Source organism: Pseudacidovorax sp., from assembly GCF_017991995.1.
Lineage (GTDB): Bacteria > Pseudomonadota > Gammaproteobacteria > Burkholderiales > Burkholderiaceae_C > Xenophilus.
Window position 1 is genome coordinate 267,556 of the sequence record NZ_JAGOPN010000007.1, and the last position, 21,048, is coordinate 288,603.

Consider the following 21,048-nt stretch of genomic DNA (forward strand, 5'->3'; position numbering starts at 1 on the left):
CTGGAGTGGCTCGACGGAGCGCCGGCGTCAGGCCGGTGTCAGCCCTCGCGGGCCTGTTCGTCCAGTTGCCGCAGGTGGGCGAGCTTGTCGGCGATCTTCGTTTCGAGCCCACGCGGCACGGGCTGGTACCAACGGGGTTCGGCCATGCCCTCGGGCAAATAGGTCTCGCCGGCCGCATAGGCTTCGGGCTCGTCGTGCGCGTAGCGGTAGGCCTTGCCGTGGCCCAGGGACTTCATCAGCTTGGTGGGCGCGTTGCGCAGATGAATGGGCACTTCGCGCGACTTGTCCTGCCGCACGAAGGCCCGCGCCTGGTTGTAGGCGTTGTAGCCCGCGTTGCTCTTGGGCGCGATCGCCAGGTAGATGACGGCCTGGGCCAGGGCCAGGTCGCCTTCGGGCGAGCCGAGCCGCTCGAAGGTGGTGGCGGCATCGTTGGCCACCTGCATCGCGCGCGGGTCGGCCAGGCCGATGTCCTCCCAGGCCATGCGGACGATGCGCCGCGAGAGGTAGCGTGCATCGGCACCGCCGTCGAGCATGCGCGTAAGCCAGTACAGCGCCGCATCGGGATGTGAGCCGCGTACCGACTTGTGCAGGGCGGAGATCTGGTCGTAGAAGTTGTCGCCGCCCTTGTCGAACCGCCGGGCGTTGAGCGTGAGCGCGCTCTGCAGGAACTCGGGTGTCACTTCCTCCACCCCGGCGGCACGCGCCGCGGTGTCGGTCTGCTCCAGCAGGTTGAGCATGCGGCGCGCATCGCCGTCGGCATAGCCCACCAGCGTGTCGACGGCGGCATCGCTCAAAGCCAGGTGGGTCAGCACCTTCTCCTGCGCACGGCGAACCAGTTGACGGAGTTCGTCCTCGCTGAGGGACTGAAGCGTGTAGACCTGGGCCCGCGACAGCAGCGCGGAGTTGACCTCGAAGGACGGGTTCTCGGTGGTGGCGCCGACGAAGGTGACCAGCCCCGATTCGACGAAGGGCAGCAGGCCGTCCTGCTGGCTCTTGTTGAAGCGGTGGATCTCGTCGACGAAGAGGATGGTCTTGCGGCCCAGCGCCAAGTGCTGCTCGGCCCGCTCCATGGCGGCGCGGATGTCCTTGACGCCCGAGAACACGGCCGACAGCGCAATGAACTCGTAGCCGAAGGCCTTGGCTGTGAGCCGCGCCAACGTGGTCTTGCCCACGCCGGGCGGACCCCACAGGATCATGGAATGCGGCTTGCCCGATTCGAAGGCCAGCCTCAGCGGGCGGCCGGGGCCGATCAGGTGGCTCTGGCCGATGACCTCGTCGAGGCTGGCAGGGCGCAGTGCCTCAGCAAGAGGCGCCGCAGGCGAAGGGGAATCAAACAGATCGGCCATGCGCCGATTGTCCGACCGTCAGCGCGGTCTCACTGCCGGACGACGTCGGCACCCGCGGGCGGCTTGAACTGGAAGCTGCCGACGGGCAGCGAAGGATTGACCTGCACGTTGGAAAAGCGCAGCACCGAGCGCTGGCCGAAGGCGTCCAGGATATCGAGGGCCGCCAGCGCATCGCCCTGAAAGCCGATCTCCACGCTCTGCAGTTGCGCGTCGCGTGACTTGGGCGTGGCCTTGACCCATTGCAGGCCGTCGCGCGCCGGCGCATCGGCCAGAGTGAAGTCAGCCTCCAGCGCACGCAAGTCGGCAGCCGAGGCGATCAGCGCCGCTGGCGTGGAGCCCAGGGCCTGGGCCTGCGGGCGCTGCGTCACCTGGTTGAGGTCGGCGTCATAGAGCCACAGCGTCTTGCCGTCGGCAACGATGGTCTGCGCAAAGGGCTTACGGTATTCGAAGCGGAATTGGCCGGGCCGCTGGAACTCGAAGGTGCCGGTGGACGTCTTGGCGCGCATGGGCTGACCGTCCTTCGGGGGGGCGGTCACCGTCTGTGTGAAGTCGGCCTTGCCGGAGCGCACGCTTTTCAGAAACGCACCCAGGCTGTCCAAGCCACCGGCCCACGCGCCACATGCCATGGCCGCGAAGACACAGCCCGCCATCAACTTCCGCATTCCGTTCCTTTCACTCGCTGCGCGCCGGCACGAGGATCTCGCGCTGGCCCGCACCGCTCATCGCACTGACCAAGCCCGCGTTCTCCATGTCCTCGACCAGCCGCGCCGCGCGGTTGTAGCCAATCTTGAGGTGGCGCTGCACCAGCGAAATGCTGGCCTTGCGGTGCTTGAGAACGACCTCGACCGCCTGGTCGTACATCGGATCCTTTTCGCCGCCCGCGTCGCCGCCCTCACCCATCGGACCGTCCTCGCCATCCACAGTTCCGCCTTCGAGCACGCCCTCGATGTAGTCGGGCTCGCCCTGGCTCTTGAGGTAGGCCACCACACGGTGCACCTCGTCGTCGCTGACGAAGGCGCCGTGCACACGGATGGGCAAGCCGGTGCCGCTCGGCATATAAAGCATGTCGCCCATGCCCAGCAGCGCTTCGGCCCCCATCTGGTCGAGGATGGTCCGGCTATCGATCTTGCTGCTGACCTGGAAGGCGATGCGTGTAGGAATGTTGGCCTTGATCAGGCCGGTGATCACGTCGACGCTGGGTCGCTGCGTGGCGAGGATCAGGTGGATGCCGGCCGCCCGGGCCTTCTGCGCCAGGCGGGCGATCAGCTCTTCGATCTTCTTGCCGACCACCATCATCAGGTCGGCCAGTTCGTCGATCACGACCACGATGTGCGGCTCGCGGCGCAGCGGCTCGGGATCGTCCGGCGTCAGGCTGAACGGGTTGTAGATGAACTCCTCGCGCGACTTGGCCTCGTCGATCTTGGCGTTGTAGCCCGCCAGGTTGCGCACGCCCAGCTTGGACATGAGCTTGTAGCGTCGCTCCATCTCGGCCACGCACCAATTGAGGCCGTGGGCCGCCTGCTTCATGTCGGTGACCACCGGCGCCAGCAGGTGCGGAATGCCTTCGTAGACCGACATCTCCAGCATCTTGGGGTCGATCATGAGCACGCGCACGTCGCTCGCTTCGGCCTTGTAGAGCAGCGACAGGATCATCGCGTTGATGCCCACCGACTTGCCCGAGCCCGTGGTACCGGCCACGAGCACGTGCGGCATCTTGGCCAGGTCGGCCACCACGGGATTGCCGATGATGTCCTTGCCCAGGCCGATGGTCAGCATCGACTTGGCCTCGTGGTAGACCTGCGAGCCGAGGATCTCCGACAGGCGGATCGACTGCCGCTTGGCATTGGGCAGTTCCAGCGCCATGTAGTTCTTGCCCGGGATCGTCTCGATCACGCGGATGGACACCAGCGACAGCGAGCGCGCCAGGTCCTTGGCCAGGTTGACGATCTGCGAGCCCTTCACGCCGGTGGCGGGCTCGATCTCGTAACGCGTGATGACCGGGCCCGGCGAGGCCAGCACCACGCGCACCTCGACGCCGAAGTCCTTGAGCTTCTTCTCGATCAGGCGGGATGTCATCTCCAGCGTCTCGGGCGACACCGTCTCCTGGCGGCCGGCGGCGGCGTCGAGCAGGTCCACCTGCGGCAGCTTGCTGTCGGGCAGCTCCTTGAAGAGCGGCTTCTGGCGCTCCTTGACCACGCGCTCGCTCTTGGGCACGTCGGCCACGGCAGGCTCGATCTGCACGGGTGCTGCCTTCTCCCGTCGGCGCGGCGCGGGCGGCGGCACGTCGTCGAATGCAGGCTCCCTGTCGTCGGAAGGTGACGGCGCATCGCGGTCGTGGGCCGCCACCTCTTCACGTTCACGGCGCGCCTTCCGGCCCATGGCCAGGTCCTGCGCGAGTTCGCGCTTTTCGCGACCCCGCTCGAAGAGCGAATAGAGGCGCGCGCCAATCGCCTCGGCCACCTGGGCCCAGGAGAAACGGAAGACGAGGGCGGAGCCGATCACACCCGCCGCAATGGCCACCAACGCGGAGCCCGTGAACCCCAACCAGCGCACACCGGCCGGCCCCACGAGGTAACCCAGCACACCGCCGCCATGCCCGGGCAGCCGGAACTCCAGGCGATAGAGCCGCGACCATTCAAGCATGGCGCTGGCCACCAGCAGCAGAACCAACCCCAGCCAGAACATGAGCCGGCTGCGGTTCAGGCGCGGCAGTTCGGGCTCGCCCTGCGGCCGACCACCGCGCAGCCACTGCGCGAGGGACGACAGCCAGACGCGCACCGACGCCGCGAATGCCCACCAAATCGAATAACCGGCCAGGTAGTAGCTGGCGTCGGCCAGCCATGCCCCCAGCGCGCCGCCCCAGTTCTTGATGACGCCACCTGTGCCGGACGTGGACCACGCCGCATCGGACGGCGTGTAGCTGAGCATCGCGAGCAGCCAGAACAGCATGAGGGCAAAGCCCGCGACGAGCGAGATTTCATGCGCGAAGCGCAAGGCGCGCTGGCGCACGGGCGGCACTTCTGGCGCCGCCGTGTTGTGAAGTGTGTGCAAGGAATAGGTCATGGACGCAGACACGCACGGCCATGCCGCGCGCAATGCGCAAGCCTAAACCATCTTGGGCCGGACACACCGCAGGCAGGCTTCGGGGCGGGCCCGTCGGCGCAGCGCCGCGCGTCCGGATACCGCGGACTCAGCCCAGCGCGGACAGGCGGTCCTTGACCAGCATCGAGCCATCGGGCTGCGTCTGCACGAAGCCGCGCTCCTCCAGGTCCTTCATGACGCGGCTGACCATCTCGCGCGACGCGCCCACCATCTTGGCCAGGTCCTGTCGCGAGATCCGCTCCCGGACCACGAAGTTGCCGGCACCGTCCTCGGTGACGAAATCCATCAGCGCACGCGCCACGCGGCCGTAGACATCCATCAGTGCCAGCGACTCGATCTTTCGATCCGCATGGCGTAGGCGCCGGACCAGCCCGCGCATGATGTTGTAGGACATGGAGGAACTGTCCGGCAGGCAACGCGAGAATGCCTCGCGGCCGAGGACGAGCACGTCCGTCTGGACGTCGGCACGCACCGTGGCCGAATGCGGCTCGTCGTCGATGAGACTCATCTCGCCGATGTAGTCGCCGGACTGAAGAGTTGCCAGGATCACCTCTCGACCGCGGCTGTCCGCACTGAGCACCCGGGCCCGGCCGGCCAGGATGATGTAAAGGGCATTCGTCTTCTTGCCCTGTTCCACGATGAGTTCGCCGCGCTTGAAGCGCCGCTTGACGATCGCATCGGCAATGTTCGCCGCCTGAGAAGGCGTGAGCGCGGCAAAGAGCGGCACCCGGCGAAGCAGTTCCAGGTTCGAAAGCATCGACATCTATTTCCTCCCTGTGCCGCGCCCTTCGAGGGACGCAGCATCAATAAATACAATCACGCACATAAGAAGAGCGCTCCGCATGCATTGAACCTGAACAGGATACTGACGTCCCACCGGTGACCCAATGTACACGCGGTCCCCCGTTCACCATTCAGGCTCGCAGTTTATGACCACTCCCTTGCATACCCAGGTCCTCATTCTGGGCTCCGGCCCCGCTGGCTATACCGCCGCCATCTACGCCGCCCGTGCCAATCTCAAGCCTTTGCTCGTTACGGGCCTGGCTCAGGGCGGGCAGTTGATGACCACGACCGAAGTCGACAACTGGCCTGCCGACGTGCACGGCGTTCAAGGCCCGGAGCTGATGCAGCGCTTCCTGGAACACGCCGAACGCTTCAACACGCAGATCGTGTTCGACCACATCAACAAGGTCGACCTGAGCAAGCGCCCGTTCACGCTGACGGGCGACAGCGGCACCTACACCTGCGATGCGCTGATCATCGCCACCGGCGCCTCGGCCAAGTACCTGGGTCTGCCGTCGGAAGAGAAGTTCATGGGCCGAGGCGTCTCAGCCTGCGCCACCTGCGACGGCTTCTTCTACCGCGAGCAGGACGTCTGTGTGATCGGCGGCGGCAACACCGCCGTGGAAGAGGCGCTCTACCTGTCGAATATCGCACGCCAGGTCACGCTGGTCCACCGCCGCGACAAGTTCCGCGCCGAGCCCATCCTCATCGACAAGGTTCACGAGAAGGTCAAGGAAGGCAAGATCGTGCTCGAACTGCACAGCGAACTGGACGAGGTGGTGGGCGACGACAGTGGCGTCACCGGCATCCGGCTGCGCAACGTCCAGTCCGGGGACAAAAAGCAACTCGACCTCAAGGGCTGTTTCATCGCCATCGGCCACCATCCCAATACCGATCTGTTCCAGGGGCAGATCGAGCTCAAGGACAACTACATCGTCACCCGCTCCGGCCTGAACGGCTTTGCCACCATGACCAGCGTGCCGGGTGTCTTCGCCGCAGGCGACGTCCAGGACCATGTGTACAGGCAGGCCATCACCAGCGCTGGCACCGGGTGCATGGCTGCGCTTGATGCGCAACGGTTCCTGGAACAGGAAAGTACCGCCTGACCGAGCATTCAGAGAGGCGGGACCGCTTCAACGGCTTGAAACCGGAGTCCCTTGCAGTACAGCCGCGCCTCGCGGTTCGCCTTGTGTTTGCGGAGCCGGCGCACCGGGCCGTGGACAAAACTCCGCCACCCTTCATATAATCGTTGGCTTTGCCGCTTGAGCGCCCCGGCGTGCGAGCGGCATCCGGGCCACCGCCACCCGTTTTCTGGCGAGGTCAAGCCGATCCACCCCACGGTCTGTGCGTCACGCGCAGACCGCAGCGTCTGGTGACGGCTGTTCATGAAAGAGTGTCCTCATGGCACGCGTATGTGAAGTCACGGGCAAGGGCCCGATGGTCGGGAACAACGTTTCCCACGCCAACAACAAAACCAAGCGCCGGTTCATGCCGAACCTGCAATACCGTCGTTTCTGGGTTGAGAGCGAAAACCGCTGGGTGCGTCTGCGCGTCTCCAGCGCCGCCCTGCGCCTGATCGACAAGAACGGCATCGACGCCGTGCTCGCAGACATGCGCGCACGCGGCCAAGCCTGAGCTGAAAGGAGCACACCATGGCAACGAGCAAAGGCGGACGCGAAAAGATCAAGCTGGAGTCCACCGCGGGCACCGGCCACTTCTACACCACCAGCAAGAACAAGAAGACGACGCCTGAAAAGATGTTGATCATGAAGTTCGACCCCAAGGCGCGCAAGCACGTCGAATACAAGGAAGTGAAGCTGAAGTAATTCGGCTCACGCGATCTGCAAGAACCCGCTGCGATCCAGCGGGTTTTTTGTTGCGCGCATGAGAGCCGACCGGTTGCACGCTGCCTGTATAGTGCGCACCGGCGGCCGGCCGCAGGGAACCCTCCCTGTTGCAAGTCGCGCGCGCAACGCGGCCGGGCAACAAAAAACCGGCACGAGGCCGGTTTCTTGAGTTCGCCGGATGCCTAGGCAAACGGCCGAGGAGCGTGGTCAACTCAAACGTGCGCCGCGCGCAGCCGGATCGAGAACTCCTGCAGCGCCTTGATTCCGCTGGCTTCGGCGCGGTGGCACCAAGCCGCCAGATCAGCGGCGAGTTGTTCGCGCGACTGGGACGTGTTCATCCACATCTGGCGCAGTTCTTCGCGCATGGTCACCATCTTGTCCAGCACAGGATGGGCGGCGCGGGCCTCGGCGAGCTTGGGCCGAGCGGCGGCCGGGACCTTGTCGTCGTCGCGGTGCAGCCAGCGGCGGGCCGCCTTCAGCACCGACAGGTCGGCGCCACGGGCCTGCAATTGCGACAGCTCCTGCTTGCACGTGCGACGCATCTCGCGGGCGTAGCCAGCCATGACTTCGTAGCGGTTGGCGATGACGGCCTCGAGCGTCTTCTCATCGGCCACTGGGCGCACCTCGCCCATGCGCAGCTTCGGCGGCACCTTCTTCACTTTGGCCCAGCCCAGCTTTTGCATCAGCACGATGTAACCCCAGGCGATGTCGAACTCGTACTTCTTGACCGAGAACTTGGCCGCCGTGGGATAGGTGTGGTGGTTGTTGTGCAGTTCTTCGCCACCAATCACGATACCCCAGGGCACCAGGTTGGTGCTGGCGTCCTGCGCCTCGAAGTTGCGATAACCCCAGTAGTGGCCCAGGCCGTTGACGACGCCGGCCGCCCAGAAGGGAATCCACAACATCTGGATGGCCCAGATGGTGGCGCCGATGCCACCGAAGAGCGCCAGGTTGAGGATCAGCATGAGGCCAACGCCCTGCCAGCCGAAGCGGCTGTACAGGTTGCGCTCGATCCAGTCATCGGGCGTACCGTGGCCAAACTTGGTGATGGTCTCGTTGTTCTTCGCCTCGGCGCGGTATAGCTCGGCGCCGCGCCACATGACGGTGTCGATGCCGCGGGTCTGCGGGCTGTGCGGATCCTCCTCGGTCTCGCACTTGGCGTGGTGCTTGCGGTGGATGGCGACCCATTCCTTGGTCACCATGCCCGTGCCGACCCACAGCCAAAAGCGGAAGAAATGGGAGGGAATGGGCCCCAGGTCCATGGAGCGGTGAGCCTGCGTGCGGTGCAGGAAGATGGTCACCGCGAGGATGGTGATGTGCGTCGTGGCGAGCGTGTACAGCACGATCTGCCACCAGGACAGATCCCACAGGCCATGGGCAAGCCAGTCGAGGGCCGAGCTCAGAACGGCGGAATCGAAAATCATCAAGTTGGGTACTCCACACGGACGGACGGGGTCGTCCTGTCAGAACAGTCCGACAATTTTAGTGTGCCGGGCTTGAAATCCACCCCGTTTTTCGTGTAACGGCGTTGAATCCCTAGGGATTGGACGCCGTGCTCTAGCGCCGGTTCCACGCGGCGGCGAAAAAACCGTCGGTGGCGTGGCGGTGAGGCCACAACCGCAGGTAGCGCGTGCCGCCCTCGCCGCCGGCGCACAGCGAGGCGGCGTCCGCCACCTTCTGGGCGGCCAGCAGCTCCGCGGCCTCCAGCGGCAGGAAATCGGGATGCGCGGCGCCGAAGGCCTCGGCGATGGCCTCGTTTTCCTCCGGCAGCACGCTGCAGGTGGCATAGACGAGGCGCCCGCCCGGCTTCACGAGCCGCGCGGCGCTGGCAAGGATGGCGGTCTGCTTGGCCACCAACTCCTGCACCGCCTCGGGCGACTGGCGCCATTTGAGGTCGGGATTGCGGCGCAACGTACCCAGACCCGAGCAGGGTGCATCGACCAGCACGCGGTCGATCTTCCCGGCCAGCCGCTTGATGCGGTCGTCCCGCTCGTGGGCAATGGCAGCCGGATGCACGTTCGACAGGCCGCTGCGCGCCAGCCGCGGCTTGAGCGCGTCCAGCCGGTGGGCGGAGGTGTCGAAGGCATAAAGCCGGCCGGTGCTGCGCATGGCCGCTCCCAGCGCCAGGGTCTTGCCGCCGGCACCAGCGCAGAAATCGACCACCATTTCGCCGCGACGCGCCTCGACCAGCAGCGTGAGCAGTTGCGAACCCTCGTCCTGCACCTCGATGGCGCCGCGCTCGAAGGCGGGCAGGCGGTTGACGGCCGGCTTGCCGTCGGTGCGCAGGCCCCAGGGCGAGAACGGCGTCATCTTCGCGGCGATGCCGGCGGCCTTGAGTTCGCGCTGCACCTCATCGCGCTTGGCGCTCAGGGTGTTGACCCGCAGGTCCAGCGGCGCCGACTGCTGCAGCGCGTCGGCCAGGGCCATGAAGTCGGTGTCGCCCAGCTGGGCGCGCAGCGGCTGGGCCAGCCAGTCGGGCAGGTTGTGGCGGTGCTGGGCCATCAGCTCCGAGGGCGCGACGGCGTCGCAGGCGTCCAGCCAGCGCTTTTCGGCGTCGCTCAGCACGGTCTTGAGGAAGTCGCGCGAGCCATGGAAGCCCAGGATGGCCAGGCGCCGCTCGCGCGCGCCGCTGCCGGAGCGGGCCAGGTGCTCGAACAGCAGCTTCTTGCGCAGGATGGTGTAGACGGTCTCGGCGAGCGTCGCGCGCTCGCGGGGACCGAGCGACCGGTGCTCACGGAAATAGCGAGAGACGATGGCGTCAGCCGGATGATCGAATCGGAGCACGCGGCCGGTGAGTTCGGCGCAGGCTTCCAACAGGGCTTGGGGATGCATAAGGGGGCGATTGTCGCCGCCCACTCCGCCCAGAGACTCAGCGCGCCGCGAGCCAGCCCTCGATGGCCTCGGGATAGAGCCGGTGCTCCTGGCTCAGCACCCGGGCCGCCAGCGCCTCGGGCGCGTCGCCGGCCAGCACCGGCACCACGGCTTGGGCCAGGATCGGGCCATGGTCGAGTTCAGCCGTCACCAGGTGCACCGTGGCACCGGCGACCCGACAGCCAGCCTCGATGGCGCGCCGATGCGTGTGCAGGCCCGGGAAGGCCGGCAGCAGCGATGGATGGATATTGACCAGCCGGCCTTCGTACCGCGCCACGAAGCCCGGTGTGAGGATGCGCATGAAGCCGGCCAGCACCACCAGCACGGGCTGCCAGCGGTCGATGGTGTCGGCCAGCGCGGCGTCGAAGGCCTCGCGGCTGTCGAAGCCGCGGTGGTCGACGGCGGCGGTCTCCAGGCCCAGTTCGCGGCCCAGTTCCAGGCCGCCCGCATCGGGCTTGTTGCTGACGACGGCTGCCACGCGCACGCCGAAGCGCTCGGCCCAGCGGCGCGCCTGCGCCGCCCGTGCGATGGCCGCCATGTTGGAGCCGCCGCCGGAGACGAGGATGACGATGTTGCCGCTCATCGGCGACCTTGCGCGCCGGCATCGGCGGCCGCGCGGCGTCGACGGCTGGACGCTGCGGCGGAGACTGGCACCCGGTTGAAAACCCCGGCGCCGCGTAGAAGGGAACTCTGCATACTGGCGGCGGATTATCCGTGTGTCGCACGGCGGACTCGGCCTTGCGAACGAGCGTGCTAAAAATCCCGCTTCTCTGGAGACAACCCCCATGGATCTGGCATTCACCCCTGAAGAACAGGCGTTCCGCGAAGAGGTCCGCGCCTGGGTGGCGGACAACCTGCCCCAAGACATCGCCCACAAGGTCAACGAAGGCCTGGAGCTTTCCAAGGAAGACCACCAGCGCTGGGCAAGGATCCTCGGCAAGAAGGGCTGGCTGGGCTACGGCTGGCCCAAGCAGTTCGGCGGCCCCGGCTGGACGGCCGTGCAGAAGCACCTGTTCGAGGAAGAGACCGCACGCGCCGGCGCGCCGCGCGTGATCCCCTTCGGCCCGGTGATGGTGGCGCCCGTCATCATGGCCTTCGGCTCGCGCGAGCAGCAGGAGCGCTTCCTGCCCGGCATTGCCAGCGGCGAAGTGTGGTGGAGCCAGGGCTACAGCGAACCCGGCTCCGGCTCCGACCTGGCCTCGCTGCGCACCCGCGCAGAGCGCCGCGGCGACAAGTACATCATCAACGGCCAGAAGACCTGGACCACCCTGGGCCAGCATGGCGACTGGATGTTCAACCTTGTGCGCACCAGCACCGAGGGCAAGCCGCAGACCGGCATCAGCTTCATCGTCCTGGACATGAAGTCGCCCGGCGTGAGCGTGCGCCCCATCCGCCTGCTCGACGGCAGCTACGAGGTCAACGACGTGTTCTTCGACAACGTCGAAGTGCCGGCTGACCAGCTCATCGGCGAGGAGAACAAGGGCTGGACCTATGCCAAGCACCTGCTCAGCCACGAGCGCACCAACATCGCCGACGTCAACCGCGCCAAGCGCGAACTGGAGCGCGTCAAGCGAATCGCCAAGGCCGAAGGTGTATACAACGACCTGCGCTTCCGCGACGAGATCGCCAAGCTGGAAGTGGACATCGTGGCGCTGGAGATGCTGGTGCTGCGCGTGCTCTCGGCCGAGAAGTCCGGCAAGAACTCTCTGGACATCGCCGGCCTGCTCAAGATCAAGGGCAGCGAGATCCAACAGCGCTATTCCGAGCTGATGATGCTCGCGGGCGGCCCCTTCTCTCTGCCGCTGATCCGCGAAGCCATGGCGGCCGGCTGGCAGGGCGACTTCCCGGGCGGTCACGCCTCGCTGGCGCCGCTGGCCTCCACCTACTTCAACTACCGCAAGACCACGATCTACGGCGGCTCGAACGAAGTGCAACGCAACATCGTGGCCCAGACGGTGCTGGGCTGACAGGAGGCAGACATGGATTTCGATTTCACTGAAGACCAGCAGCAACTGCGCGACGCCGTCGGCCGCTGGGTCGAGAAGGCCTACGACTTCGACCGCCGCCGCGGCATCGAGAAGGACGGCGGCTTCTCCCGCGACGCCTGGAACGAGCTGTCCGAGCTGGGCCTGGGCGGGCTGTACATCCCCGAGGACGACGGCGGCCTGGGCATGGGCCCGGTTGAGGCCATGGTCGTGATGGAAGAGTTGGGCCGCGGCATCGTGCTGGAGCCGCTGGCGCAGTCCTTCATCGCCGGCGCCGTGCTTGCCCGCCATGCCGACGAAGGCGTGCGCGGCGAATGGCTGCCGGGCATCGCCAGCGGCGAGAAGCTGGTCGTGCTGGCCTACCAGGAGCGGGGCGCGCGCTACCGCCTGGACCGCTGCGAAGCCACGGCCACCAAGGCCGGCGACGGCTACGCCGTGAGCGGCACCAAGAGTGTGGTGCCGGCCGGCGACGAAGCGGCGGCCTACCTGGTGCCGGCGCAGCTGGACGGGCGCATCGCCCTTTTCCTGGTGCCGCGTGCCGACGGCAGCATCAAGGCCTCGGGCTATCCCACGCAGGATGGCAGCCGCGCCGCGGAAGTCGTCTTCAGCCAGGCCGCCGCGCAGCTCGTGGCCGCCGACGGCCTGCCGGTGCTCGAAGAGGCCGTGGACATCGGCATCGCCGCCACCTGCGCCGAAGGCGTGGGCGTGATGGACAAGACGCTGGCGCTGACGGTGGAGTACCTCAACACCCGCAAGCAATTCGGCGTGACCATCGGCAGCTTCCAGGCCCTGCGCCACCGCGTCGCCGACATGAAGATGCAGCTGGAACTGGCCCGCTCCATGAGCTACTACGCCACGCTCAAGCTGGGCGCGCCGGCGGCCGAGCGCCGCCAGGCCCTGGCCCGCGCCAAGTACCAGCTGGGCGTGTCGATGCGCTTCGTCGGCCAGCAGTCGGTGCAGTTGCATGGCGGCATCGGCGTGACCGACGAATACATGGGCAGCCACTACTTCCGCAAGCTGACGCAGATGGAGATGGTGTTCGGCGACACGCTGCACCACCTGGGCGAAGTGTCGGCGCGCATGGAAGACAGCGCGGGGGTGTTCGCCTGAGCGCAGGTGCTTGCACTTCATGAAACCGCAGGCCCGCCGGCTTACGCTGGCGGGCCTTTCTTCTTTCCGGCGGCCTGACCACGCGCGCGCCGCCGGTCGGCCCTCTTGCCAGGAGCTTCGGGATGATCCGTCGCCGTACCTTGTTGATCACCGCCCCCGCCAGTCTCGCGCTGGGCGCCTGCGCCACGCCGGGCACCGGGCCTCGTCGCGACACGCCCGTCGTCTTCATGCACGGCAACGGCGATTCGGCCGCGCTGTGGCAGACGACGCTGTGGCGCTTCGAATCCAACGGCTGGGCGCGCGACCGGCTGTTCGCGCTCGACCAACCGATGCCCCTGGCGCGCGATGACGATGCGGTGGCGCAGCCCGGCCGCAGCTCCACGGCTGAGTCGATGGCCTTCCTCAGCAAGGAGGTCGAGCGCGTGCTTCGCCAGACGGGCGCACAGAAGGTCGTGCTGGTCGGCAATTCGCGCGGCGGCAACACCATCCGCAACTACGTGCAGAACGGCGGCGGGGCGGCCAGGGTCAGCCATGTCGCGCTGGGCGGCAACCCGGCCCATGGCATCTGGGCCATTCCCGGCTGGCGCGAGGGCAGCGAGTTCTCCGGCCTGTCGCCCTTCATGCGGCAGCTGAACGCGCCCAAGGGCCCGGGCGGCGACGAGGTGACGCCCGGCCCGCGCTGGCTGACGCTGCGCTCCGACGGCAACGACAAGTACGCCAAGCCGGACGGTCTGTGGATCGGCGCGCCGGGCAAGCCCACCAACATCACGGCCGACGGGCCGGCCCTTCGCGGTGCCACCAACATCGTCCTGCCGGGCGCGGATCACCGCGAGGTGTCGTTCTCCCCGGCGGCCTTTGATGCCACCTGGCGCTTCCTCACAGCCGATGTACCGGGTGCCACGGCCGTTGCGTCCGAGCCGCGGATCGTGCTCGACGGACGCATCACCGGGCTCGGCCTGAATCCAGCCGACCCCACCAGCGGCGATTTCGTCAACAACCTGCCGCTGGCCGGCGCACAGCTCAGCGTCTACGAAACCGATCCGGCCACCGGCGAGCGCCGCGGCGGGCCTGCCTGGCGCAAGACGGTGGGCGCGGACGGCCGCTGGGGGCCGTTTCCGGCACGCCCCGGCACCGGCTACGAGTTCGAGATCGTGGCACCCGGCTATGCCACCACGCACATCTACCGCAGCCCCTTCCCGCGCTCCAGCGACGTGATCCACCTGCGGCCCGAGCGGTTGGCGGCTGCGGACCGGCAGGCGGGTGCGGTGGTCGTGTTCAGCCGGCCGCGCGGCTATTTCGATGCCCAGCGCGACCGCATGCGCTTCGATGGCCAGACGCAGCTGCCCGGCGTTCCGCCGCGCGGCGCGGGCGTGGCGAGTTCGCGGCTGCGCCTCGCAGCCGGGCCGGCACGCGCGGTGGAAGGCGAATTCAATGACGAGCGAATCGTCGGGCGAAGCTGGCCGGTGGCCGAGGGGCACCTGAGCCTGCTGGAGCTGACCTACTGACCGCCCGCCGACGGCCTGGCAGAACCCTCATTGAAGGCCCGGCCCGGTCCCGGTCGACCCCCACCGACGGAGGAAGGAAACGTGACGAACACCGACGAGCCCATCCTGCTGGAATCGCGTGACGCCCGCGGCGTGGTCACGCTCACCCTCAACCGGCCGGCCGCCTTCAACGCCTTGTCCGTCGCCCTGATCGATGCGCTGCATGCGGCCTGCGAGCGACTGGCGCTGGACGCCGGCCTGCGCGCTGTCGTCATCGCCGCCAACGGCCGAGCGTTCTGCGCCGGCCACGACCTGCGGGAGATGCTGGCATCGCCCTCGCAGTCGGCCTATCAGGCGCTGTTCGACCGCTGCAGCGCCATGATGCTGGCGCTGCAGCGCCTGCCGGTGCCGGTCGTCGCGCGCGTGCATGGGCTGGCGACGGCGGCGGGCTGCCAGCTCGTCGCGCTGTGCGATCTGGCGGTGGCCGCCGACAGCGCCAGCTTCGCCACCAGCGGCATCAACGTCGGCCTGTTCTGCGCCACGCCCAGCGTGTCGCTGTCGCGCAACCTGCCGCGCAAGAAGGCCTTCGAGCTGCTGGTGACGGGTGACTTCATCGACGCGCGGACCGCCCTGGCCCAGGGCCTGGTCAACCGCGTGGTGCCCGCCCAGAACCTGGACGCCGAGGTGGAAACGCTGGTGGCGAGCATCGTCGCCAAGCCGCGCATTGCGCTGGAGATGGGCAAGGCCCTCTTCTACCGCCAGTTGGAGACCGGACTCGAAGCCGCGCTGCACGACGCCGCCCGCACCATGGCCTGCAACATGGCCGATGCGACCGCGCAGGAGGGCGTGCAGGCCTTCATCGAAAAACGGGCGCCGTCCTGGCGCCCGTGAGACTTCTGTCCAGCCGCGCCGCTAGCCGTGCAGGCGGGAGCTCGACGGCAGGTGCGCCGACAGGAACTCCATCTGGTCCGCCAGGATGCGGCGGTTGCGCAGGATAAAGTCCTCCCACAGGCTGGGCACGTAGGGCGTGTAGAGCAGAGGCATGTGCGCCTGCTCCGGCGTGCGGTTGCCCTTGCGGTGGTTGCAGGCCCGGCAGGCCGTCACCACGTTCATCCAGTGGTCCACGCCGTTCTGTGCGAAGGGCACGATGTGCTCGCGGGTCAGGTCGTCCTCGTGGAAATGGTCGCCGCAGTAGGCGCAGACGTTACGGTCGCGCGCGAAAAGCTTGCTGTTGGTGAGGCCCGGGCGCAGGCTGAAGGGGCTGATGCGGGGCACGCCGCGGGTGCCGATGATGCTGCTGACGGCGATCTGGGACTGCTCGCCCGTCATTGCGTTGTGGCCGCCGCGGAACAGGGCCACCTGTTCGCCGGCCTCCCAGCGCACCTCGCCGGCCGCGTAATGGATCACCGCCTGCTCGAGCGAGATCCACGACTGGGGCAGCCCTTGGGCCGACAGCTTCAATACCTTCACCACAAACGCCTCCTCGTCGAACGAAGAAAACACAGGGAACGTACGCCACGCAGAACCGTCCGCACCGCCAGCCAAGGGCGCCGGGCGGCCCGACAGTGCTGGAAAGCGACACAATATAACCGGCATTCATGACAGCCCGTTCACGCGCGGAGGATTCCCGAGCGGACGCGGCCAGCTATCAAAAACATAACAGGACCATGCAGATCTTCCGCGGATTCCGCCATCCGGGCGTAGCGCCTGCCAGCGCCGTCACCATCGGCAATTTCGATGGCGTGCACCGCGGTCACCAGGCCATGCTGGGTCTGCTGCAGACCGAGGCCCGCCACCGCGGCCTGCCCAGCTGCGTGCTGACCTTCGAGCCCCATCCCCGCGACTACTTCGCCGGCGTCGCCAGGCGGCCCGAGCTGGCGCCCGCGCGCATCGCCACGCTGCGCGACAAGCTCAGCGAGTTGCAGGCCTGCGGCGTGGCGCAGACCGTGGTGCTGCCTTTCGATGCGCAACTCGCCAGCCAATCGCCCGAACAGTTCATCGACGAGGTGCTGGTGCGCGGCCTGGGCGCGCGCTACGTGCTGGTGGGCGACGACTTTCGCTTCGGTGCCAAGCGCGCGGGCGACTTCGCCATGCTGCACGCGGCCGGCGCTGCACGCGGCTTCGATGTGGCGCGGATGAACAGCTACGAGGTCTCCTACCCCGCCGCGCCCGGCAGCGACGAGGGGCCGCGGGCGCTGCGGGTGTCCAGCTCGGCCGTGCGCGAGGCGCTGACCGCCGGCCGCATGGACGACGCCGCCGCGCTGCTCGGCCGGCCCTACGCCATCTCCGGCCATGTGGTGCACGGCCGCAAGCTGGGCCGGGCGCTGGGCGCCAGCGCGCCGGGCGGCACGGACGGCTTCCGTACGCTCAACCTGCGCTTCAAGCACTGGAAGCCCGCCGCCAGCGGCATCTTCGTGGTGCGGGTGCATGGCCTGGGCGAGCGGCCCCTGCCGGGCGTGGCCAATCTGGGCGTGCGGCCATCACTGGACCCGAACGACGTCAACGGCGGCCGCGTGCTGCTCGAGACGCATTGCCTCGAATGGCCGGCCAGCCTGGGGCCCGAGGGGGCCTACGGTAAAATCGTGCGCGTGGAACTGTTGCACAAACTGCACGACGAGCTGCGCTACACCAGCCTGGAAGCCCTGACCGCGGGCATCGCCCAGGACCTGGCCGACGCACGCGCGTATTTCGCCGCCGGCAGCGCCGGCGCGGCGGGCAGCAGCCACGCGGAAACGCGGCGCCAGACCACGCGCGACCGAATTTAACCGGCACGCCCGCCGTGCCGGCGCCCCACCGACAAGCTCGGGGCGAGCGGCCTGACCTCATCCCCTCCCGCGCGGGCCTTCGCCGCGAGCGGGCCGAGCCTGTCGAAGCCTTCCCCCTCCGCCCTCCATGTCCGACGCTGCCGATTCCTCCGCGACCCCCGACTACCGCGCGACCCTGAACCTGCCCGACACGCCCTTCCCCATGCGCGGCGACCTGCCCAAGCGCGAGCCGGGCTGGGTCAAGGCCTGGAACGACGAGGGGCTGTACAAGCGCCTGCGCGTGGCCCGCACCGGCCGGCCCAAGTTCATCCTGCACGACGGACCGCCCTACGCCAACGGCCAGATCCACATGGGCCATGCGGTGAACAAGATCCTCAAGGACATGATCACCAAGGCGCGCCAGCTCGAGGGCTACGACGCGCTGTACGTGCCTGGCTGGGACTGCCACGGCCTGCCGATCGAGAACGCCATCGAGAAGAAGCACGGCCGCAACCTCAGCCGCGACGAGATGCAGGCCAAAAGCCGGGCCTATGCCACCGAGCAGATCGCGCAGCAGATGGCCGACTTCCAGCGCCTGGGCGTGCTGGGCGAATGGGATCATCCCTACAAGACGATGGACTTCGCCAACGAAGCGGGCGAGATCCGCGCCTTCAAGAAGGTGATCGAGCGTGGCTTCGTCTACCGGGGCCTGAAGCCCGTGTACTGGTGTTTCGACTGCGGCTCGTCGCTGGCCGAGTTCGAGATCGAGTACGCCGACAAGAAGAGCCAGACGCTGGACGTCGCCTTCAAGGCCCACGACCCGGCCAAGCTGGCCGCCGCCTTCGGCCTGCCGGCCATCGACAAGGACGCCTTCGCGGTCATCTGGACCACCACCGCGTGGACCATCCCGGCCAACCAGGCGCTCAACCTCAACCCCGAGCTGACCTACGCGCTGGTCGACACCGACCCCGGCCTGCTGATCGTGGCCGACACGCTGGTCGAGAGCTGCCTCAACCGCTACGCGCTGGACGGAAAGGTCATCGCCATCGCGCAGGGCGAGGCACTGGGCGGACTCGAGTTCGAGCACCCGCTGTACGACGTGCACGAAGGCTACCGTCGCCTGTCGCCCGTGTATCTGGCCGAGTACGCCACCGCCACCGACGGCACCGGCCTGGTCCACTCCTCGCCGGCCTACGGCCTGGACGACTTCCAGTCCTGCGTCGCGCACGGCATGGCCTACGACGACATCCTCAACCCCGTGCAGGGCAACGGCGTGTACGAGCCGGATTTCCCGCTCTTCGGCGGCCAACACATCTGGAAGGCGGTGCCGCACATCATCGAGGCGCTGCGCGAGGCCGGCCGGCTGATGGCCACCGAGACCATCACCCACAGCTATCCGCACTGCTGGCGCCACAAGACGCCGGTGATCTACCGCGCCGCTGCGCAGTGGTTCATCCGCATGGACGAAGGCGAAGGCGTGTTCACCGTGCCGGGCGCCAAGCCGGCCAAGACGCTGCGGCAGATCGCGCTGGAGGCCATCGAGGACACCAGCTTCTATCCCGAGAACGGCAAGGCCCGGCTGCACGACATGATCGCGCACCGGCCCGACTGGTGCATCTCGCGCCAGCGCAGCTGGGGCGTGCCGATCCCCTTCTTCCTGCACAAGCTCACCGGCGAGCTGCATCCGCGCACGATGGAGATCCTGGACCAGGCGGCCGCCATCGTCGAGCAGGGCGGCATCGAGGCCTGGAGCCGCGTGACGACCGAAGAGATCCTGGGCACCGAGGACGCGCCGCACTACACCAAGAGCAGCGACATCCTGGAGGTGTGGTTCGACTCCGGCTCCACCTTCTTCCATGTGCTGCGCGGCACGCACCCCACGGTGCACCACGACCAGGGCCCCGAGGCCGACCTGTACCTCGAAGGCCATGACCAGCACCGCGGCTGGTTCCACAGTTCGCTGCTGCTGGCCTGCGCGCTGGAAGGCCGCGCGCCCTACCGCGGCCTGCTGACCCACGGCTTCACCGTGGACAGCCAGGGCCGCAAGATGAGCAAGTCGCTCGGCAACGGCATCGATCCGCAGGAGATCACCAAGAAACTGGGCGCCGAGATCATCCGCCTGTGGGTGGCCGCCTCCGACTATTCGGGCGACATCGCGGGCGACGACAAGATCCTGGCCCGCGTGGTCGACGCCTACCGCCGCATCCGCAACACGCTGCGCTTCCTGCTGGCCAACACCAGCGACTTCGACCCGGCCAAGGATGCGGTGCCGCTGGCCGAACTGTTCGAGATCGACCGCTGGGCCCTGTCGCGCGCGGCGCAGTTCCAGGCCGAGGTGCTGGGCCACTACAAGGTCTACGAATTCCATCCCGTGGTGGCCAAGCTGCAGGTCTTCTGCTCGGAAGACCTGGGCGCCTTCTACCTGGACGTGCTGAAAGACCGGCTCTACACCACGCAGCCCGGCTCGCGCGCGCGGCGCAGTGCGCAGACGGCGCTGTGGCACATCACCCAGGCCATGCTGCGCTGGATGGCGCCCTTCCTGAGCTTCACGGCCGAGGAAGCGTGGAAGTTCGCGGGCCAGTCGGAATCCATCTTCATGGAGACCTTCTGCGACCTCGGCGCGCCGGACGAGGCCCTGCTGGCCAAGTGGGGCCGCATCCAGGCCATTCGCGACGCGGTCAACAAGGAGATCGAGGCCGTGCGCACCGCGGGCGGCGTGGGCTCCTCGCTGCAGGCCAACGTGCGGCTTACCGCCGCACCCGAGGACCATGCGCTGCTGGCGGCACTGGGCGACGACCTGAAATTCGTCTTCATCACCTCGGTGGTGGACCTGCAGGCGGGTGACGGGCTCGCCATTGCCGTCACGCCCAGCACCGCCACCAAGTGCGAACGCTGCTGGCACTGGCGCGACGACGTGGGCCACGACAGCGCGCATCCCACGCTGTGCGGCCGCTGCACCAGCAACCTGTACGGTGCCGGCGAAGCGCGGAGCGTGGCATGACCATGAAGGCGCACAGCGGATTCGAGTCCACCCGCCCTGGCCTGGGCATCTGGGGCTGGCTGGCGCTGGCGGTGCTGATCTTCATCGCCGACCAGTACACCAAGACGCTGATCCTGGGCCACTACCAGCTCGGCGACGCCACGCGCATCACCGAGTTCTTCAACATCGTGCGGGCCCACAACACGGGCGCTGCCTTCTCCTTCCTGGCCGGCGCCTCGGGCTGGCAGCGCTGGTTCTTCACCGGCATTGGTGTGGCCGCGGCCGTGTTCATCGTCTGGATGCTGCGCTCGCATGCGGGGCAGAAGCTGTTCTGCTTCGCCATGGCCTGCATCCTGGGCGGCGCCATCGGCAACGTGGTGGACCGCCTGATGCACGGCTATGTGGTGGACTTCCTGGACTTTCATTGGGCCGATTCGCACTTCCCGGCGTTCAACCTGGCCGACAGCGCGATCACGCTGGGCGCCATCTGCCTGGTGCTGGACGAGGTCCGGCGCATGCGGCGCAAACGCTGAGGCGGACGGCGGCGTCAAGTCCGCCGATTCGCGAGTTCAACGCGCCCTGCGCGAGGACACTGCGGCGCGGGAGCACAACGGCGCGGGACTTCGGTCTCGCGTTTTTTTTCGCCTGACCCAACCCCGACCCGTTCGGCCTGAGGTTCTATGGTTCTCGTCAAGCGACAGTGGCCGCCAGGCGGGCATCGAACATCGCGTGTTGCTTGAACAGCGAGAAGGCCACGCGCATGAGCTTTCGGGCCAGCACCACCAGAGCCGCAGTC

At 67.7% G+C, this 21,048-nt stretch carries 18 protein-coding genes; 10 read left to right on the top strand and 8 right to left on the bottom strand.

Features of this window, described 5'->3' with window-relative positions:
* Positions 1-38 precede the first annotated feature (38 nt).
* The 4 genes from KBC94_RS12260 to KBC94_RS12275 all read right to left on the bottom strand — a co-directional run bounded on the left by KBC94_RS12260 (position 39) and on the right by KBC94_RS12275 (position 5,211).
* A complete protein-coding gene (locus KBC94_RS12260) occupies positions 39-1,346 on the bottom strand; it encodes a replication-associated recombination protein A (RefSeq protein ID WP_294370342.1) in 1,308 nt (435 codons plus the stop codon).
* 29 nt (positions 1,347-1,375) lie between these two features.
* Positions 1,376-2,008, bottom strand: coding sequence for an outer membrane lipoprotein chaperone LolA (gene lolA, locus KBC94_RS12265; protein ID WP_294370343.1), 633 nt, complete (start codon positions 2,006-2,008; stop codon positions 1,376-1,378).
* 10 nt (positions 2,009-2,018) lie between these two features.
* Positions 2,019-4,409, bottom strand: coding sequence for a DNA translocase FtsK (locus KBC94_RS12270; RefSeq protein ID WP_294370345.1), 2,391 nt, complete (start codon positions 4,407-4,409; stop codon positions 2,019-2,021).
* 127 nt (positions 4,410-4,536) lie between these two features.
* Complete coding sequence (locus KBC94_RS12275) at positions 4,537-5,211, bottom strand: Crp/Fnr family transcriptional regulator (RefSeq protein ID WP_017757252.1); 675 nt, start codon at positions 5,209-5,211, stop codon at positions 4,537-4,539.
* A 166-nt stretch (positions 5,212-5,377) separates the two neighbouring features.
* Here KBC94_RS12275 and trxB point away from each other — a divergent pair, with 166 nt between their 5' ends.
* From trxB to rpmG, 3 genes are all read left to right on the top strand, one after another.
* Positions 5,378-6,337, top strand: coding sequence for a thioredoxin-disulfide reductase (gene trxB / locus KBC94_RS12280; protein WP_294370393.1), 960 nt, complete (start codon positions 5,378-5,380; stop codon positions 6,335-6,337).
* A 295-nt stretch (positions 6,338-6,632) separates the two neighbouring features.
* Positions 6,633-6,866 (top strand): 50S ribosomal protein L28, encoded by a 234-nt coding sequence (gene rpmB / locus KBC94_RS12285; protein ID WP_043118471.1) that lies wholly within the window; start codon positions 6,633-6,635, stop codon positions 6,864-6,866.
* 17 nt (positions 6,867-6,883) lie between these two features.
* Positions 6,884-7,057, top strand: coding sequence for a 50S ribosomal protein L33 (rpmG, locus tag KBC94_RS12290; protein WP_017757249.1), 174 nt, complete (start codon positions 6,884-6,886; stop codon positions 7,055-7,057).
* Between the two features lie 233 nt (positions 7,058-7,290).
* Here the strand turns inward: rpmG and KBC94_RS12295 are convergent, their stop codons facing one another.
* The 3 genes from KBC94_RS12295 to purN all read right to left on the bottom strand — a co-directional run bounded on the left by KBC94_RS12295 (position 7,291) and on the right by purN (position 10,532).
* A complete protein-coding gene (locus tag KBC94_RS12295; protein WP_294370350.1) occupies positions 7,291-8,505 on the bottom strand; it encodes a fatty acid desaturase in 1,215 nt (404 codons plus the stop codon).
* Positions 8,506-8,635: 130 nt separating this feature from the next.
* Positions 8,636-9,910, bottom strand: a complete 1,275-nt coding sequence (locus KBC94_RS12300; RefSeq protein ID WP_294370352.1) for an RsmB/NOP family class I SAM-dependent RNA methyltransferase — start codon at positions 9,908-9,910, stop codon at positions 8,636-8,638.
* 37 nt (positions 9,911-9,947) lie between these two features.
* The gene (purN, locus tag KBC94_RS12305; protein ID WP_294370354.1) at positions 9,948-10,532 is read right to left on the bottom strand and encodes a phosphoribosylglycinamide formyltransferase; all 585 of its coding nucleotides are present in this window, start codon (positions 10,530-10,532) and stop codon (positions 9,948-9,950) included.
* Between the two features lie 202 nt (positions 10,533-10,734).
* Between purN and KBC94_RS12310 the strand changes: the two genes are divergently transcribed.
* The 4 genes from KBC94_RS12310 to KBC94_RS12325 all read left to right on the top strand — a co-directional run bounded on the left by KBC94_RS12310 (position 10,735) and on the right by KBC94_RS12325 (position 15,419).
* Positions 10,735-11,916, top strand: a complete 1,182-nt coding sequence (locus KBC94_RS12310) for an acyl-CoA dehydrogenase family protein (protein ID WP_294370355.1) — start codon at positions 10,735-10,737, stop codon at positions 11,914-11,916.
* A 12-nt stretch (positions 11,917-11,928) separates the two neighbouring features.
* The gene (locus tag KBC94_RS12315) at positions 11,929-13,044 is read left to right on the top strand and encodes an acyl-CoA dehydrogenase family protein (protein ID WP_294370356.1); all 1,116 of its coding nucleotides are present in this window, start codon (positions 11,929-11,931) and stop codon (positions 13,042-13,044) included.
* Positions 13,045-13,166: 122 nt separating this feature from the next.
* Positions 13,167-14,549: an alpha/beta fold hydrolase gene (locus KBC94_RS12320; RefSeq protein ID WP_294370358.1), complete on the top strand. Its 1,383-nt coding sequence runs from the start codon at positions 13,167-13,169 to the stop codon at positions 14,547-14,549.
* Between the two features lie 81 nt (positions 14,550-14,630).
* A complete protein-coding gene (locus KBC94_RS12325) occupies positions 14,631-15,419 on the top strand; it encodes an enoyl-CoA hydratase (RefSeq protein WP_294370359.1) in 789 nt (262 codons plus the stop codon).
* A gap of 21 nt (positions 15,420-15,440) precedes the next feature.
* Here KBC94_RS12325 and KBC94_RS12330 read toward each other — a convergent pair whose 3' ends face one another.
* Entirely contained in the window at positions 15,441-15,998 is a 558-nt protein-coding gene (locus tag KBC94_RS12330; protein WP_043118462.1) for an HNH endonuclease, read from the bottom strand.
* 197 nt (positions 15,999-16,195) lie between these two features.
* Here KBC94_RS12330 and KBC94_RS12335 point away from each other — a divergent pair, with 197 nt between their 5' ends.
* The 3 genes from KBC94_RS12335 (at position 16,196) to lspA (ending at position 20,785) form a co-directional block, all read left to right on the top strand.
* Positions 16,196-17,293, top strand: a complete 1,098-nt coding sequence (locus KBC94_RS12335) for a bifunctional riboflavin kinase/FAD synthetase (protein ID WP_294370362.1) — start codon at positions 16,196-16,198, stop codon at positions 17,291-17,293.
* A 127-nt stretch (positions 17,294-17,420) separates the two neighbouring features.
* Positions 17,421-20,273: an isoleucine--tRNA ligase gene (ileS, locus tag KBC94_RS12340; protein WP_294370364.1), complete on the top strand. Its 2,853-nt coding sequence runs from the start codon at positions 17,421-17,423 to the stop codon at positions 20,271-20,273.
* Positions 20,274-20,275: 2 nt separating this feature from the next.
* A complete protein-coding gene (lspA, locus tag KBC94_RS12345) occupies positions 20,276-20,785 on the top strand; it encodes a signal peptidase II (RefSeq protein ID WP_294370394.1) in 510 nt (169 codons plus the stop codon).
* Positions 20,786-21,048 lie beyond the last annotated feature (263 nt).

Coding starts and splice junctions, on each gene's coding strand:
- lspA (WP_294370394.1), top strand. CDS start 20,276: ATGAAGGCGCACAGCGGATTCGAGTCCACCCGCCCTGGCCTGGGCATC.
- KBC94_RS12315 (WP_294370356.1), top strand. CDS start 11,929: ATGGATTTCGATTTCACTGAAGACCAGCAGCAACTGCGCGACGCCGTC.
- trxB (WP_294370393.1), top strand. CDS start 5,378: ATGACCACTCCCTTGCATACCCAGGTCCTCATTCTGGGCTCCGGCCCC.
- KBC94_RS12310 (WP_294370355.1), top strand. CDS start 10,735: ATGGATCTGGCATTCACCCCTGAAGAACAGGCGTTCCGCGAAGAGGTC.
- lolA (WP_294370343.1), bottom strand. CDS start 2,008: ATGCGGAAGTTGATGGCGGGCTGTGTCTTCGCGGCCATGGCATGTGGC.
- KBC94_RS12300 (WP_294370352.1), bottom strand. CDS start 9,910: ATGCATCCCCAAGCCCTGTTGGAAGCCTGCGCCGAACTCACCGGCCGC.
- KBC94_RS12270 (WP_294370345.1), bottom strand. CDS start 4,409: ATGACCTATTCCTTGCACACACTTCACAACACGGCGGCGCCAGAAGTG.
- rpmB (WP_043118471.1), top strand. CDS start 6,633: ATGGCACGCGTATGTGAAGTCACGGGCAAGGGCCCGATGGTCGGGAAC.
- rpmG (WP_017757249.1), top strand. CDS start 6,884: ATGGCAACGAGCAAAGGCGGACGCGAAAAGATCAAGCTGGAGTCCACC.
- KBC94_RS12335 (WP_294370362.1), top strand. CDS start 16,196: ATGCAGATCTTCCGCGGATTCCGCCATCCGGGCGTAGCGCCTGCCAGC.
- KBC94_RS12260 (WP_294370342.1), bottom strand. CDS start 1,346: ATGGCCGATCTGTTTGATTCCCCTTCGCCTGCGGCGCCTCTTGCTGAG.
- KBC94_RS12275 (WP_017757252.1), bottom strand. CDS start 5,211: ATGTCGATGCTTTCGAACCTGGAACTGCTTCGCCGGGTGCCGCTCTTT.
- purN (WP_294370354.1), bottom strand. CDS start 10,532: ATGAGCGGCAACATCGTCATCCTCGTCTCCGGCGGCGGCTCCAACATG.
- ileS (WP_294370364.1), top strand. CDS start 17,421: ATGTCCGACGCTGCCGATTCCTCCGCGACCCCCGACTACCGCGCGACC.
- KBC94_RS12320 (WP_294370358.1), top strand. CDS start 13,167: ATGATCCGTCGCCGTACCTTGTTGATCACCGCCCCCGCCAGTCTCGCG.